This is a genomic window from Azorhizobium caulinodans ORS 571, assembly GCF_000010525.1.
GTDB lineage: Bacteria > Pseudomonadota > Alphaproteobacteria > Rhizobiales > Xanthobacteraceae > Azorhizobium > Azorhizobium caulinodans.
In genome coordinates, this window is sequence record NC_009937.1 from 1,752,141 (window position 1) to 1,767,060 (window position 14,920).

The following is a 14,920-nucleotide window of genomic DNA, read 5'->3' on the forward strand; positions in this document are numbered from 1 at the left end:
GACCTTCGACTATTCGTCCACGCGCTCCCAGCCGTGGGGCGAAAGACGCTCCTGCGGCAGGAAGCGGCGCTTGTAGTCCATCTTGCGCGAACCGTTCACCCAATAGCCGAGATAGACATAGGGCATGCCCATCTCCTTGGCCTTGGCGATGTGGTCGAGGATCAGGAACGTGCCGAGCGAACGCTCGGGAATGTTCGGATTGTAGAAGGAATAGACCATGGACAGCCCGTCGCCGAGGATGTCGGTGAGGGCGACGGCGAACAGGTCGCCGGTGCCGCGCCCGTTGATGCGGCTGTCCGGCCCCCGGCGGCGATATTCCACCAGCCGGGTCTGCACATGGGTGTCCTCCACCATCATGGCGTAGTCGAGCACGCTCATGTCCGCCATGCCGCCGGAGCCGTGGCGGGACGTCACGTAGGAGCGGAAGAGGCCATACTGCTCGGAGGTGGGGCTCGGCGGGCGCAAGGCGCCGATGAGATCCTCATTCTCCTTCAGCGTGCGGCGGAAGGAGCGCGAGGGCACGAAGTCATCGACGCAGATGCGCACGGAGATGCACGCCCGGCAGCCCTCGCAGGCGGGGCGGTAGGCAATGGACTGGCTGCGCCGGAAGCCGCCCTGGGTGAGCACGTCATTGAGCGCACCCGCGCGTTCACCCACCAGATGGGTGAACACCTTCCGCTCCTCCTTCCCCGGCAGATAGGGGCAAGGGGAGGGGGCGGTCAGATAGAATTGCGGCGTGTCGCGCGAATGTTCGGTCACGGCACCCAAGCCTCGGATGCCACAGCATCGCATCCACGAATCGAGTCGGTCAAAGACTTATCGAACCGGACAGGATGCATTTATCGCCAGCGCCGCAGCGATGCGGCCCGAGCCTCCGTGTTCACGACCACCGTCCCGAGGGCGAAATCGTGCAGGAGACGGCGCCGGCCGTTGAACAGCGCCACCAGCAGCACGAAGGGCGTGAAGAAGCTGACCGACACCCAGAACAGCACCGCATGCGCCGCGCCGAGCACGGAATAGGCCGGCGCGCCGTACCAGGTGCGCATCTGGATATCCATGAGGCGCATGCCGAGCGTCGCCGAGGCCGGGGCGCCGAGCGTCAGGGCGTTGTAGCAGATGGCCCATACCACGAAGGCCGGACTGAGCAGCGGGAACAGCATCCAGCCGAGGCTCAGCGTCACGAGGCCGAACACGAAGATGAAAATGGCCAGAAGGCCGATGGGCGCGGTGATCATCACCGCGTCCACGAGGAAGGCGAGCGCCCGGCGGGCGAGCACGCCCTCGAAATATTCCGGCTGGGCCACGGGATCATAGGCATGGGGCCGCACGCCCTCATAAGGCGCCGACCGGCCGTTGTCCTGCGAAGTGTAGCTCATGGCTTCCGCCTCCTCGGGCACAAAGGTGGTGGTGCCGTGCGGCAGGCGCAAGGCACGGCGCCCGAAGCGCAGGCGCGCGGGACCTAAAGATTCCGCGTGCCGGAGCCGAACAGGCCCTCCGGCCGCGCCACGAGCCCAAGAATGAGGAGCCCATAGATCGCCACGTCGCGCCAGGCGATGTCCCAGACCGAAGACCAGCCGCCCTCCAGCGCCCCGACAAGCAGGCCGCCGGCCGCCGCCCCGCCGACTGAACCGACGCCGCCGAGGATGGCGCCGGCCAGCGTTTTCAGGGTCAGCGGCAGGCCGAGGGCCGCGTCCACATTGCCGAAGACGAGCACGAGGCTGGCGCCCGCGAGCCCCGACAGGGCACCGGCGAGGAGGAAGGTGGCCCCGAGCAGCCGGCTTGGTGCCACGGCACACAGCGAGGCCATCAGAGGATCGTCGCGGAAGGCCCGCCAGCCCCGTCCGAAGCGGCTGAAGCGCAGCAGAGCGAGCACGCCGGCCACGCCGCAGCCGGAGGCCAGCGCGCCGCCGATCATGGCGGGCGTCACCGTGGCCGTGAAGGCGGCACTGCCGGCGAGCGGGATCGGGGTGTGAACGAGGCGCGGGAGCCAGAGGCCGGACCCGCTCTGGGCCAGCGTCATGGCCTCGCGCAGCACCAGGGCCAGACCGATGCTGGCGATGATGACCGCCTGCGAGGCCTCTCGCCGCTCCGCCATCCGTCGCAGGACAAGGCGGCCGAAGGTGAGCATCCAGAGACCGCCCGTGGCGGTGCCCGCCACTAGCCCGAGCAGGAGATGGGCCAGCGTGAAGGCGCCGGTCGCCGGAGCGAGAGCGGCCACCGCCAGCATGGCGCCGCCGCCGGCCACAGCGATCTCGCCCATGGCGAGAATGATCCGTCCCGTCAGCCCATGGATGAGGGTGAAAGCGGCGGCGAGCGCCGCATAGGCTGTCATGTTCGGCAAAGCGTTCAGCGCCTGCTGGAGCCCGTAGGCCCATGGCGTCGGAAGGCGAAAGAGAGCGGAATGGGCAGGGAAGCCCGCGCCCCCGCCCGCCTCCAGCCACCAGCGCTTGAGGATGAACAGGCGAGCCTCGCCGAGATCGCCCTCGATGGTGGTGACGCCCACCAAATCAAGCCGCCCCGGCCCGGTTGGGGCGGCGAAGCGGCAGGTGATGCGGTCCGGCCGGGCGGCCGTATCCTCTGGGGTGCGGGCGAAATAGGCGAGAGTGACGCCGCTCGATCCAGCCTCGGCCGGCCGGCTCTCCACCCGCTCGATGCGGGTGCCGTCCGGCAGGAGCGCTGGCAGCACCCGCTCGCACAGGCGCGCCTGATCCACGTCCACCACCGAACCGCAGCCCGCGCACAGCAGCGCGAGCAACGGCCAGAGGCAAAGCGGAAGGCGCGCCGCCGGTGTCACGCGCCGGCGGCGAGCCGCTCGGCCACGCGCGGGGCGAAGTAGGTGAGGATGCCGTCGGCACCCGCCCGCTTGAAGGCGATGAGGCTCTCCTCCACCACGCGGCTGCCGTCGAGCCAGCCGTTGCGGATGGCGCCCTCGATCATCGCGTACTCGCCGGACACCTGATAGGCATAGGTGGGCAGCGCGAAGGCCTCCTTCAGGCGATAGACCACGTCCAGATAGGGCAGGCCGGGCTTCACCATCAGCATGTCGGCGCCCTCCTCCACATCAAGGGCGGCTTCCCGGATGGCTTCCGCGCCATTGGCGGGGTCCATCTGATAGGTGCGCTTGTCGCCGATGAGGGTCTTGGAGGTGCCGATGGCATCGCGGAACGGACCATAGAAGGCCGACGCGTACTTGGCCGCATAGGACATGATCTGCACGTCCTCGAAGCCCGCCTTGTCGAGGCCGAGGCGGATGGCGCCGACGCGGCCATCCATCATGTCGGAGGGGGCGATCACATCGGCTCCGCATTGGGCCTGGACGATGGACTGGCGCACCAGCACTTCCACCGTCGCGTCATTGACGATGCGCTCGCCGTCCATGAGGCCGTCATGGCCATGGCTGGTGTAGGGATCGAGCGCCACGTCGGTGATGAGGCCGATCTCCGGCACGCGGGCCTTGATGGCGCGCAGCGCGCGGCAGACGAGATTGTTGTCGTTCAGCGCCTCGGAGCCGTGCGGATCGCGCAGGCCCGGCTCTGTGTAGGGGAAGAGCGCGAGGGCGGGAATGCGCAGCTTTGCCGCCATTTCCGCTGCGCGCACCGCCTCGTCGATGGACAGGCGCTCGACGCCCGGCATGGAGGCCACATTCTCGCGCACCTTCTCGCCTTCGACGACGAAGATCGGCCAGATCAGGTCATCGACGGTGAGCGTGTGTTCGCGCACCAGCCGCCGGCTCCAGTCGCTCTTGCGGTTGCGGCGGGGGCGGGTGACGAGATCGAGGGACTGGCCGCCCGCTGCCTTCGCGGGATCGATGGAGTGGAGGCGGGCGGGGGAAACAGTCATGGTCAATCTCGCTTCTGGCACCGGCCGACCGGGCGGGGCGGCGGGCGTTATCCGGCGCGCGGGCGGGGAAGGCTTCGGCCTCTTGCAGAAGCTCCGGGCGGGCGCACAAAAATGCCGCAACGGCAGGCATCGCGACCGGCTCTTTATATCGTCTCGAAACAGCGTGCGCGAGGGCTGCGATGCCGCGCCCTTGCGCTTCCGCCCGCTCGCGTTGACGCTGGCCTGCGCGGGGTCTAACCCTGCACCGTCCTTTCAGTGGCGAGGAGCCCCCGTGACCCCTGAGCCCGAGGTTCTGTTCGAGCGCCGCGGCGCGGCCGGCCTCATCACCCTCAATCGCCCCAAGGCCCTCAACGCTTTGACGCATGCCATGGTGCAGGCCATCGATCCGCGGTTGCGGGCGTGGGCACGTGATCCTGGCGTGACGCGGGTGATCCTGAAGGCGGCGGGCGAGCGCGCCTTCTGCGCCGGCGGCGACGTTCGGCAGATCTATGATCTCGGCCGCGCGGGGCGGCAGGCGGAGGCTCTCGCCTTCTGGCGCGAGGAATATGTTCTCAATCATTTGATCGGGACCTATCCCAAGCCCTTCGTCTCGCTCATCGACGGCATCTGCATGGGCGGCGGCTTCGGCCTCTCCGCCCACGGCACCTATCGGGTGGGCGGGGATCGCTATCTCTTCGCCATGCCGGAAGTGAACATCGGCCTCTTTCCGGATGTGGGCGGCACCTATGTGCTGCCGCGCCTGCCGAAGGCGGCTGGCGTCTATCTCGCTTTCACCGGCAACCGTATCAAGACCGCCGACGGCCTGCACGTGGGTCTGCTGACCCATGCGGTGCCCTCCGCCGGCATGTCCGCCCTGGAAGAGGCGCTGTGCGCGGGCGGCGCGGTGGCTGAGGTGCTCGCCGCCCATGCGGTGGACCCGGGTCCCGCGCCCATTCTCGCCCATGAAGCCTTCATCGCGGAGGCCTTCGCTTCGGCCGACGTGTTCGCCGTCCTGGCAGCGCTCGATGCCGCCGCCGGGCGTGGCGGGCCGGAGGCGGATTTCGCGCGCGAGACCGCGGCGGCCCTCCACACCAAATCGCCCACCAGCCTGGCGATTGCCGCCGAGCAGATGCGGCGCGGCCCGGCTCTCAGCCTCGGCGAGGCCCTGAAAGCCGAATTCCGCGTCGTGACCCGCGTCGCCCATGGCCATGATTTCTACGAAGGGGTGCGGGCGCTGCTGGTGGACAAGGACAATACGCCCCGCTGGCAGCCGCCGCGGCTCGCTGATGTGGATCCTGCCGCCATTGCGGCGCATTTCGATCCCATTGCCGAGGAACTGGAATTTCCGGCCGGAACCGCATGAGCCATTACGACCCCATCGATGCCAGCGCCCGCGCGCGCATGGAACGCCTGACGCCCTGGCGTCGGCGCCTGGTCTTCTTCCTGCGCGCGGTCGCCTTCTTCCTTCTGCTGGAGGGCATCTACCACTGGGCAATGATCTGCGGCGTGGGTGATGGGCGCGAGACGCGCTTTGAGAGCTTGCCCATGGCGGCGCAGGGCGTCGTCATCTGGTCGGCCATCATCGATCCCATCGCGGGCGTCGGCCTGTGGCTCGGGGCCGGATGGGCCGTGGTGCTCTGGCTGCTTGCCACCGCCAGTCAGGTTGTGGTCGGCGCCTGGGCGCCCGACGGCATGTCGCGCCTGCTGGTCTTCACCCTGTTCGAGGTGGCCCTCGTCATCGCCTATGCGGTGCTCTCCATCCGCGCCGCGCGGGAGAGCGATCAGGATTGACGCCAACCCGCCGCTACGTTGCCCGGCGGCGGTTGGATGTATGATCATAACGCTTGCGAAGCAGTTTCACGCAAGGTCCATTGCCTACACAACCTTTAGTCGTATGGTGGCGCTGGAACATGATCGCGGTCTTGTCTGGACGGCGGCACCCCACACGAGAAAAAGGGGGGCTCCATGGCCGTTGCTGCATTTCCGTTTCGCCGTGACACCGCTTCGATCGGTGCAGCGGCGCAGTTCCTCGACAATCTGCCTTCCGCGGTCATGCTCTGCGAACCGCAGAATCTGGTGATCTGCTATCTCAACAAGGCTTCGGTCCAGCTCCTCAAATCCATTGAGCATGTCCTGCCCGTGAAGGCGGACCAGGTGCTGGGCTCTTCCATCGACATCTTTCACAAGAACCCTTCGCACCAGCGCCGCCTCCTCGCCGATCCGAAGAACCTGCCCCACACCGCGCGGATCAAGGCGGGCGACGAGATTCTTGAGCTCAACATCAATGCGGTGCGCGACGCCCGCGGCGCCTATGCCTATGTTCAGCTCACCTGGAGCGTCATCACCAAGGCCGTCGAGCATGAGGAGAAGACCGAGCGTCTGCTCCAGATGATCGAGGAAATGCCGATCAACGTGATGACCTGCACCCTCGACGATTTCCGCATCGATTTTGCGAATCGCGCCAGCCGCGAGACGCTCAAGCGCATCGAGCAGTATCTGCCGGTGAAGGCCGCCGATCTCATCGGCACCTCCATCGACGTGTTTCACAAGGCCCCGGCCCACCAGCGCCGGATGCTCGCGGACCCCTCGAACCTGCCGCATCAGGCCAACATCAAGGTCGGACCCGAGACGCTGCGCCTGCGCGTTTCGGCCATCAAGGACCAGAAGGGCAACTATGTGGGCCCCATGGTCACCTGGGCGGTGGTCACCGAGAGCGTTGCGCTCGCCAACAGCGTCAACGAGGTGGTCGGGTCCATGACCGACACTTCGGCCGAGATGCAGCAGTCCAGCTCGCGCCTGCTCGAACTGACGCAGAGCTCCGACCAGACGGCAGCGGCCGTCTCCGCCGCGGCGGTGGAGATGTCCGCCTCCTTCGACGAGATTTCCAGCCAGATCCGGCAGGCCACGGGCATGTCGCAGGATGTGGCCGAGCGCGCCCGCTCGACCGACCAGCTGGTGAGCGGCCTCACCGAGAGCGTGGAGCGCATCGGCGCCTTCACGGCCCTCATCGACAAGATCGCGGCGCAGACCAACCTTCTCGCGCTGAACGCCACCATCGAGGCGGCGCGCGTGGGCGAGGCCGGCAAGGGATTCGCGGTGGTGGCGCAGGAGGTGAAGGCGCTCGCCATGCAGACGGCGAATGCCACGCAGGACATTCGCCAGCAGGTCTCTGCCGTCCAGACCGCCAGCGAGGCAGCGGCGACGGCCGTCTCCGACATCTCCGGCAACGTGCGCCAGTTGAGCGAGGTCTTCACTGCTCTGTCGGCGGGCGTCGAGGAACAGGTGGTCACCAACCGTTCGGTGAGCCAGATGATCACCGGCGTCTCCGACACCACCGGCGAAATCCGGGACGCCGCGCTGCGGGTGCGCTCGGTTGCCGATCAGGTGGGGGGGTGCGCGGGACGGCTCACCAACGAGGTGGGAACGCTTCTCAAGACCTGATCCGGACCGCCGCGCGGAACAGGCGGGCGGAGCATTGGTTGATCTCCCGGGGCACCGAGGAGGTCACCCATGACCATCGCCCGCACGCGCCATCCGGCTGCAGTCTTTGCCTGTGCCCTGCTTGTCGCCCTTGCAGCACTGTTGCCGCAGAAGGCCGCGGCCCAGCTTGCAGGCACGCTCTCCGGGCCGCGCTTTGTCGAAACCGCCGCCATCGCCGGTCTGTTCGAGATCGAGGCCGCGAAGCTTGCGCTGACCCGCAGCCGCAATGAGGCGGTGCGCCGCTTCGCCCAGCAGATGGTGGACGACCACACCCGCATCGCCGCCGACCTGAAGCGCGCCGCCGTCGCCGCCAATGGCGACATATCCGTGCCGGCGGCGCTTGATGCCGAGCATGATGCCCTGTTGCAGCGGCTGAAGGCGGTGCCCGAGCGCGAGTTCGACGCACAATATGTGGCGACGCAGAAGACCGCCCACGAACAGGCCGTGGGCCTGTTCGGCGCCTTCGCCCGCCAGGGCGACCAGACGGCGCTGAAGGAGTTCGCGCAGCAGACGTTGCCCATGCTCCAGCATCATCTGGAGCAGGTGGAGAAGATCGCCATCAACACCTGAGCGGGAAGGGGCGGCGCTCCGCCCCTCTCCTCGTCAGGCAGCGTTCGCGACGCCGGCCAGCGACAGCACCGTGTGCAGCAGGACGTTGGCGCCGGCCGTGCAATCGGCCTGCGTCGCGTCCTCCAGCTCATTGTGGCTCAGGCCGTCCTTGCAGGACACGAAGATCATCGCCACCGGCATCCTGGTGGCGAGGTTGAAGGCATCGTGCCCCGCGCCGGAGACCATGGGCCGGTTACTGTAGCCGAGCCCTTCCGCCGCCTCGCGGATGGCGCCGATGACCTTCGGGTCGAAATGGGTGGGGTCCTTCCGCCACACCTGCTCGATCTCCACCGTGACGCCCTTGCGGCCGGCCGCGATCTCCGTCACGGCGGCGGCAAAATCCGCCTCCAGCGCCTTCAGAATCTCGGCATGGGGCGAGCGGAACTCGCAGGTGAAGTTCACCTCGCCTGGAATCACATTGCGCGAGGGATTGGCGATAGTGACTTCGCCCACCGTGCCCACCGCATCCGGCCCGTGCTTGCGAGCGATGGCTTCGACCGCCAGCACGATCTGAGAGAAGGTGGCGAGCGCGTCGCGCCGCAGCGGCATGGGGGTGGAGCCCGCATGGCTCTCGAAGCCGGTGATGTGGCCGTCGTACCAGACGATGCCCTGCCCGTGCTCGACCACGCCAATGGTCTTGTTCTCGGCCTCGAGGATGGGCCCCTGCTCGATATGCAGTTCCACGAAGGCCTCGAACGGCTGGCTGCCGACCGGGGCGGCGCCCACATAGCCGATGGCCTCCAGCGCCTCCTTCACGGTGACGCCCTCCGCATCCTTGCGGCCGAGAATATTCTCCACCGTGAAGTCGCCCACGAAGGCCGCCGAACCCATCATGGCCGGGGCGAAGCGGGAACCTTCCTCATTGGTCCAGTTGGCGACGCAGAGCGGCGCTTCTGTCTCGATGCCGGCATCATTGAGCGTGCGGACAACTTCCAGCGCCGCCAGCGTGCCGAGGATGCCGTCGAACTTGCCGCCCGTGGGCTGGGTGTCGAGATGCGAGCCGAGGCCGATGGGGGCGCGGGAAGGATCGCGGCCCGGCCGCAGGGCGAACATGTTGCCGAGTGCGTCCACGGTGACGGTGCAGCCAGCGGCCTCGCAGGCGGCCTTGAACCAGTCGCGGACCTTGCGGTCTTCCTGAGAGAGGGTGAGGCGACGCACGCCTCCCTTGGGCGTCGCGCCGAAGGCGGCGGTCTCGAGGATGGTGCCCCAGAGGCGGTCGCTGTTGACGGGCAGGTTGGACGGCTTTTCGGACATCAGATCACCGGGACGTTTTCTTCAGCCAGCACGCACCTTACGATCCGACCGGGGGCGAGTTCCACAGCCGGGGGCAGGCGTTCACGGCAAATCTGCCGCGCGAAATTGCAGCGGGGGGCGAAGGAGCAGGAGGCGGGCGCCTCCGACAGCGAGGGCGGGGTGCCGGGAATGGTCTCCAGCCGCGCGCCGCGTTTCGCGCCATGGACGGTCGAGGCGAGCAGCCCGCGCGGATAGGGGTGCTGCGGACTGCGCACGATGTCGCGCATGGAACCCGTCTCGACGATCTGGCCGGCATACATGACGGCCACGCGGTCGCAGATCTCGATGGCGACGCCGATGTCGTGGGTGACGAAGATTACCGACATGCCCATCTCCCGCTGAAGCTCGCGCAGCAGCAGGAGGATCTGGATCTGCACGGTGGCATCAAGCGCCGTGGTGGGCTCGTCCGCCAGCAGCACCTGCGGACGGCAGGCGAGCGCCAGAGCGATCATGGCGCGCTGGCGCATGCCGCCGGACATTTCATGCGGATAGGCGTCCAGCCGGCGCTTCGCGGAGGGGATGCGCACCAGTTCCAGCATCTCCAGCGCGCGGGCGCGGCCGGTGGCGTGGCTCGCGCCCTCATGGCGCATCACCGATTCGGCGATCTGGTCGCCGATCGTATAGACGGGATCGAGCGCGAGGGCCGGCTCCTGGAAGATCATGGAGACGGTGCGGCCGCGAAAGGCGGAGAGCGCATCGTCATCGAGCGCCAGCACGTCCTGCCCGGCAACGCGGATGCGGCCGGAAATCTGCGTGCGCTTCTTCGGCAAGAGGCGCATGAGCGCGCGCATGGTCACGCTCTTGCCGGAGCCGGATTCTCCCAGCAGCCCCAGCACCTGGCCCTTGGGCAGGGAGAGGGACACGCCGTTCACCGCATGGACCGTGCGCTCGCCGGTGAAGCGGATGGTGAGGTCGTCGATCTCGACGAGCGGGGCTTCGGCCGTGGTCTGGCTCATGCGGGCAGCTCCGGCGTGGCGAGATGGAAATCGGTGGCGCGCTGGAAGCCGGCGCCGATGCGCAGCAGCACGTCCTCCGCGAACGGGCGGCCGATGAACTGGAAGCCGACGGGCAGGCCGCTCGCGGCACGGGCGACGGGCACCACCAGCGCCGGCAGGCCGAGATAGTTCACCGGACGGGTGAAGCGCGTGATGCCCTGGATGACGGCCTCCGCATTGAAGCTGCCGCCCACGTCAGTCTCCGCCAGAGTCGGAGAGGGCGCGGGGCAGACGGGTGCCAGCACCGCATCCACCTCCGTCACCGCCGCGAGATGAGCGGCAAGGGCCGGGCCGCGCCAGCGCAGGGCCTCCAGATAGGCGACGCCGGAGAAGGCGTGGCCATTCTCCACCCGCGCGCGGACCTGCGCGCCATAGTCCTGCGGCCGCTCGCGCAGCCAGGGCAGATGGATGGCGCTCGCCTCTACCCCGAGCAGCACCTGCGCGGCGGCGGAGAGCTGGCGCTGGTCCGGCAGCGACACGCGCACCACGTTGGCGCCCTCGCGCACCAGCGTGGCGATGGTCGCGTCCATCGCCGCTGCCGTGTCGGACGAGATGTCGTCCACATAGAAGCTGTCGGGAATGCCGATGGTGAGGCCGGCAAGGCCGCCCTTGGTGGCGGCGAGATAATCGGGCAGATCGCCGCCGATCGTCGTCGGGTCCGCCGGGTCGGCGCCGGCCATGAGGCCGAGCAGCAAGGCGGCATCTTCCGCCGTGCGGGTCAGCGTGCCCACCGTGTCCAGCGAGTGGGAGAGCGGCATGGCGCCGAAGCGGCTCACGCGCCCCACGGTGGTCTTGAGGCCGGTGACGCCGCAGAAATGGGCGGGCATGCGCACCGAGCCGCCGGTGTCCGAGCCGAGCGCCGCAAAGGTGAGCCGCGCCGCCACCGCCGCGCCGGAGCCGGAGGAGGAGCCGCCCGGTGCATGGGCGACGTTCCACGGATTGTGGCAGTCGCCATAGTGCACATTGTGGCCGGTGGGCCCGAAGGCGAATTCCACCATGTGCAGCGTGCCGAGCCGCACGGTGCCCGCCGCCTTGATGCGGGCCAGCGCCGTGGAGCTGGTGTCCGGCACGAAGCTGCGGCGAATTTCGGTGCCGCAGGTGCACACCTTGCCCGCCTCGTAGAACATGTCCTTGTGGGCGAGCGGCACACCGTGCAGCGGGCCGGCGCTCTCCCCCTTCGCCAGCGCGGCGTCGGCGGCGTCGGCCGCTTTGAGGGCCTCGTCCGGCTCAAGGGCGATGAAGGCGTTGAGGTGCGGCTGCCAGTCGGCGATGCGGTCGAGACAGGCTTGCGTCGCCTCGCGGGAGGAGACCTGCCGGTTGGCGATGGCGGCGGCGATCTCGGTCAGCGACAGCGTGGCGATATCAGTCACTTCTGTGTCTCCGCCGGGCGCTGGGTCACGAGGAAGGTGGCGGGCTCAAGGTCGAACGGCAGGCTTGCCGCCACGGGCGCGAACAGTTCGACGGCGGGGCCGACCGCATGGGCAATGCGCGCGGCGGTCTCCGGAGCAAGTTCCAGCTGCACCTGTCGGGCGTTGGCGGTGACGCTGTCAGCGGTGGGGCGTTCAGTCATGCGGCAGTCTCGGCGGCGGGGGCGCGGCTGTGGCCGGACCCGGGAATGACCATGTGGCAGGCGGCCTGATGGCCTTCGGTTAAGGCATCGGAGAGCTTCGGCACGGTGCTCTCGCACACCGCCTCGCAGAAGGTGCAGCGGGTGTGGAAGCGGCAGCCGGAGGGCGGGTCGATGGGGTTCGGCGGATCGCCCGTGATGGGCGCGACTTCGGTGCGCCGGTCCGGATCGCTCGCCGGCATGGCGGCAAGGAGGGCCTGCGTATAGGGGTGGGCCGGGCTGTCCCACACCGCATCCACCGGCCCCAGCTCCACCACCTGCCCCAGATACATCACCAGCACGCGGTCGGAGATGTAGCGCACCACGTTGAGATCGTGGCTGATGAACAGATAGGTGAGGCCGAACTCGCGCTTCAGGTCCATGAGCAGGTTGAGCACCTGCGCTTCAACGGACTTGTCGAGGGCCGAGACGGATTCATCGAGGATGACGAGGCGCGGGTTGAGGGCGAGCGCGCGGGCGATGTTCACGCGCTGGCGCTGGCCGCCGGAGACCTCGTGCGGATAGCGGTTGGCGAAGGTCTCGGGCCGCAGCCCCACCTTGGTGAGAAGGTCACGGGCGAGGGTGCGCGCCTCGGTATCGCCCATACCGTGCACCTTGGGGCCGAAGGCGATGCTCTCCTCGATGGTGAGGCGCGGGTTGAGCGAGGCGTAGCTGTCCTGGAACACCATCTGCATGGCGCGCCTGAGCTCGCGCAGGCTCATAGCCTCGCCCACCAACTGGCCGTCGAAGACGATGTCGCCGGCATTGCGGGGCATGAGCTGCATGAGCAGGCGCGCGGTGGTGGACTTGCCGCATCCGCTCTCGCCGACGATGCCCACCGTCTCGCCCTTGGCGACGGTGAAGGACACATCGTCCACCGCCTGCACCATCTTCTTCCTGGCGAAGAGGCCTCCGCCCACGGGGAAGTGCTTCACGAGGCCCTTCACCTCCAGCAGAGGCTGCGCGGCGCCGCCAATGTCTTCAAGCTGCTCCAGCATGTCAGTTCCTGATGTCCATGGCGCTGCGCAGGCCGTCACTCAAGAGGTTGAAGCAGATGGAGACGGCGAAGATCATCACGCCCGGCATGGCGGCCACCCACGGGTTCACATAGATGGCGGTGCGCAGGGTGTTGAGCATCAGGCCCCATTCCGGCTCCGGCGGCTTGGTGCCGAGGCCGAGGAAGGAGAGGCCGGCGGCCAGGATCATCGACACCGAGATCAGGCCGGTCGAATAGACGAAGATCGGGCCGAGCACGTTGCCCAGCATGTGCACGCGCATGATGGTGAGGGCGCCGGCCCCCGAGGCACGGGCGGCATCCACGAAATCGAGATTGCGCACGCCGGTGGTCACGCTCTCCGCCACGCGGGTGATCTGCGGCACGAACACCACCGTGAGCGAGACGATGGAATTGACGATGCCCGCCCCCAGCACGCCCGAGATGGCGATGGCCAGCAGCACGGAGGGGAAGGCGTAGAACACGTCCACCGTGCGCATGATGGCGGTGTTGAGCCAGCCACCCGCATAGCCGGCCACGAGGCCGAGGCTGGTGCCGATGATGAAGGCCAGCACCACCGGCAGGATGCCGATGAGCAGCGACAGGCGCCCGCCATAGATGAGGCGCGAGAGCATGTCGCGGCCGAGTTCGTCGGTGCCCAGCGGATAGCCCGGCGTGCCGATGTGGCGCAGCCGGCGCACCATGGAGCCCTGATAGGGATCGGCGAGGTGCAGATAAGGCGCGAGGAGCGCGGCCAGCAGGATGGCGAGCAGGATCAGGGCGCAGACCATGCTCACCTTGTCCCGCGTGAGGCGGCGGCCGACGGTCGCCCAATAGCCGCGCGCCTTCTGCGCCGGCGCGGCCTGAAGCGCGGTGTCCGTTGCGGTCATGTCAGGCCCGCTTGATGCGCGGATCGATGGACGCCTGGGCGATATCGACCACGAGGTTGAGGAAGACGAAGAACAGCGCCAGCACGAGAATGGTGCCCTGAAGGAGCGGCAGGTCGCGCTGGAAGATGGCCGAGTTGAGCAGGAAGCCCGTGCCGGGCCACGAGAACACCGTCTCGATGAGGATGGAGCCGCCGAGCAGATAGCCGAGCTGGAGGCCCATCACGGCGATGGCGGTGGGCGCGGCATTCTTCACCACATGGCGGAAGACGCGGGTTTCCCGAAGGCCCTTGGAGCGCAGCGCTTCAACAAAGTCCTGGCTCAGGATGTCGCCGGTGAGGGCGCGGATGGTGCGCGTGACGATCCCCATGGGGATCACCGACATGGTGACGGCGGGCAGGATGAGGAACTGGATATGCGCCCAGTCCCAATGCCATTCGCTGGAGCCGCCGGGCCCGGCGCCCACCGCCGGCAGCCACCCGAGCGTGACCGAGAAGATGATGACCATCACCATGCCCAGCCAGTAATGGGGCACGGAGACGCCGGCCACCGCGATGGAGGTAGCGAGCTTGTCCAGCCAGGTGTCGCGGAAATAGCCGGCCACGAGGCCGAAGAAGACGCCGAGCGTGAAGCCGATAAGCGACGCGGCGCAGGCGAGGATGAAGGTGTTCTGCACCGCCCGCATCACCTCGGAAAAGACCGGGCGGCCGGTGGCGATGGAGGTGCCGAGATCGCCATGCAGCGCCTTCCAGACCCAGAGGCCGAACTGCACCGGCAGCGGCCGGTCGAAGCCATAGGCGGCCCGCAGCTGGGCGGCGAGCTCCTGCGAGGCATCGGCGGGCAGGATGGCCACCAGCGGATCGCCGGGGGTGATGTGCACCAGGAGGAAGCACACCAGCGCGACGCTGAGCACGATGGGGATCACATAGATGATCCGGCGGGCAATATAAGCGAGCAAGAGACCACCCTGGGCGGTTGGACTGTGACGGCCGGTTCCCCGGCTGGGCCTCACCCGCGTGCGGGGGAGGGGAGGGCGCGCCCTCCAGTGCTGCGAGAGGGAGAGCGGAAGCGTTCCGGCTTTCCCCCTCCCCGACCCTCCCCCGCGGGCGGGAGAGGGGCTTGTCGTGTGGGGCGGGTAGCGTGCGCCCGAGGCGGATCGGGCAGCTCCCTCCCCCCTTGTGGGGGAGGGGTGGGGAGGGGGGTAAGACCCTCTCCGCTGTAGGCTGCTGCCGTATCG

Annotated in this window: 15 protein-coding genes; 4 read left to right on the top strand and 11 right to left on the bottom strand. The window is 68.3% G+C overall.

The window, feature by feature from the left end; all coding sequences use genetic code 11:
• Positions 1–9 precede the first annotated feature (9 nt).
• From AZC_RS07950 to hemB, 4 genes are all read right to left on the bottom strand, one after another.
• Positions 10–759 (bottom strand): arginyltransferase, encoded by a 750-nt coding sequence (locus AZC_RS07950; RefSeq protein ID WP_012170068.1) that lies wholly within the window; start codon positions 757–759, stop codon positions 10–12.
• Between the two features lie 80 nt (positions 760–839).
• Positions 840–1,376, bottom strand: a complete 537-nt coding sequence (locus AZC_RS07955) for an RDD family protein (RefSeq protein ID WP_043880146.1) — start codon at positions 1,374–1,376, stop codon at positions 840–842.
• An 83-nt stretch (positions 1,377–1,459) separates the two neighbouring features.
• Positions 1,460–2,713: a branched-chain amino acid ABC transporter permease gene (locus tag AZC_RS07960; RefSeq protein WP_148209820.1), complete on the bottom strand. Its 1,254-nt coding sequence runs from the start codon at positions 2,711–2,713 to the stop codon at positions 1,460–1,462.
• Between the two features lie 77 nt (positions 2,714–2,790).
• The gene (gene hemB / locus AZC_RS07965) at positions 2,791–3,840 is read right to left on the bottom strand and encodes a porphobilinogen synthase (RefSeq protein WP_043879064.1); all 1,050 of its coding nucleotides are present in this window, start codon (positions 3,838–3,840) and stop codon (positions 2,791–2,793) included.
• A 271-nt stretch (positions 3,841–4,111) separates the two neighbouring features.
• Between hemB and AZC_RS07970 the strand changes: the two genes are divergently transcribed.
• The 4 genes from AZC_RS07970 (at position 4,112) to AZC_RS07985 (ending at position 7,869) form a co-directional block, all read left to right on the top strand.
• Positions 4,112–5,182 carry an enoyl-CoA hydratase/isomerase family protein gene (locus tag AZC_RS07970; protein WP_043879065.1) on the top strand — a complete coding sequence of 357 codons (1,071 nt, stop codon included), beginning with the start codon at positions 4,112–4,114 and terminating at the stop codon, positions 5,180–5,182.
• Positions 5,179–5,610 (top strand): DUF6163 family protein, encoded by a 432-nt coding sequence (locus tag AZC_RS07975; RefSeq protein ID WP_012170073.1) that lies wholly within the window; start codon positions 5,179–5,181, stop codon positions 5,608–5,610. Before AZC_RS07970 ends, AZC_RS07975 begins: the two co-directional genes overlap by 4 nt.
• Positions 5,611–5,784: 174 nt before the next feature.
• Positions 5,785–7,260: a methyl-accepting chemotaxis protein gene (locus AZC_RS07980; protein WP_012170074.1), complete on the top strand. Its 1,476-nt coding sequence runs from the start codon at positions 5,785–5,787 to the stop codon at positions 7,258–7,260.
• A 69-nt stretch (positions 7,261–7,329) separates the two neighbouring features.
• A complete protein-coding gene (locus tag AZC_RS07985; RefSeq protein WP_012170075.1) occupies positions 7,330–7,869 on the top strand; it encodes a DUF4142 domain-containing protein in 540 nt (179 codons plus the stop codon).
• Between the two features lie 33 nt (positions 7,870–7,902).
• Here the strand turns inward: AZC_RS07985 and AZC_RS07990 are convergent, their stop codons facing one another.
• The 7 genes from AZC_RS07990 to AZC_RS08020 are packed head-to-tail and all read right to left on the bottom strand — an operon-like array spanning position 7,903 to position 14,641.
• Positions 7,903–9,162 carry a Zn-dependent hydrolase gene (locus AZC_RS07990; protein WP_012170076.1) on the bottom strand — a complete coding sequence of 420 codons (1,260 nt, stop codon included), beginning with the start codon at positions 9,160–9,162 and terminating at the stop codon, positions 7,903–7,905.
• Positions 9,162–10,157: an ABC transporter ATP-binding protein gene (locus tag AZC_RS07995; protein WP_012170077.1), complete on the bottom strand. Its 996-nt coding sequence runs from the start codon at positions 10,155–10,157 to the stop codon at positions 9,162–9,164. Before AZC_RS07995 ends, AZC_RS07990 begins: the two co-directional genes overlap by 1 nt.
• On the bottom strand, positions 10,154–11,566 hold the full coding sequence (locus AZC_RS08000) for an amidase (protein ID WP_012170078.1): 1,413 nt from the start codon (positions 11,564–11,566) through the stop codon (positions 10,154–10,156). The genes AZC_RS07995 and AZC_RS08000 overlap by 4 nt, the downstream gene beginning before the upstream one ends.
• Positions 11,563–11,766, bottom strand: coding sequence for a hypothetical protein (locus tag AZC_RS08005; RefSeq protein ID WP_043879066.1), 204 nt, complete (start codon positions 11,764–11,766; stop codon positions 11,563–11,565). The genes AZC_RS08000 and AZC_RS08005 overlap by 4 nt, the downstream gene beginning before the upstream one ends.
• Positions 11,763–12,800, bottom strand: a complete 1,038-nt coding sequence (locus tag AZC_RS08010) for an ABC transporter ATP-binding protein (protein ID WP_012170079.1) — start codon at positions 12,798–12,800, stop codon at positions 11,763–11,765. The genes AZC_RS08005 and AZC_RS08010 overlap by 4 nt, the downstream gene beginning before the upstream one ends.
• A gap of 1 nt (position 12,801) precedes the next feature.
• Positions 12,802–13,686: an ABC transporter permease gene (locus tag AZC_RS08015; protein ID WP_012170080.1), complete on the bottom strand. Its 885-nt coding sequence runs from the start codon at positions 13,684–13,686 to the stop codon at positions 12,802–12,804.
• A 1-nt stretch (position 13,687) separates the two neighbouring features.
• Positions 13,688–14,641, bottom strand: coding sequence for an ABC transporter permease (locus AZC_RS08020; RefSeq protein WP_012170081.1), 954 nt, complete (start codon positions 14,639–14,641; stop codon positions 13,688–13,690).
• Positions 14,642–14,920 lie beyond the last annotated feature (279 nt).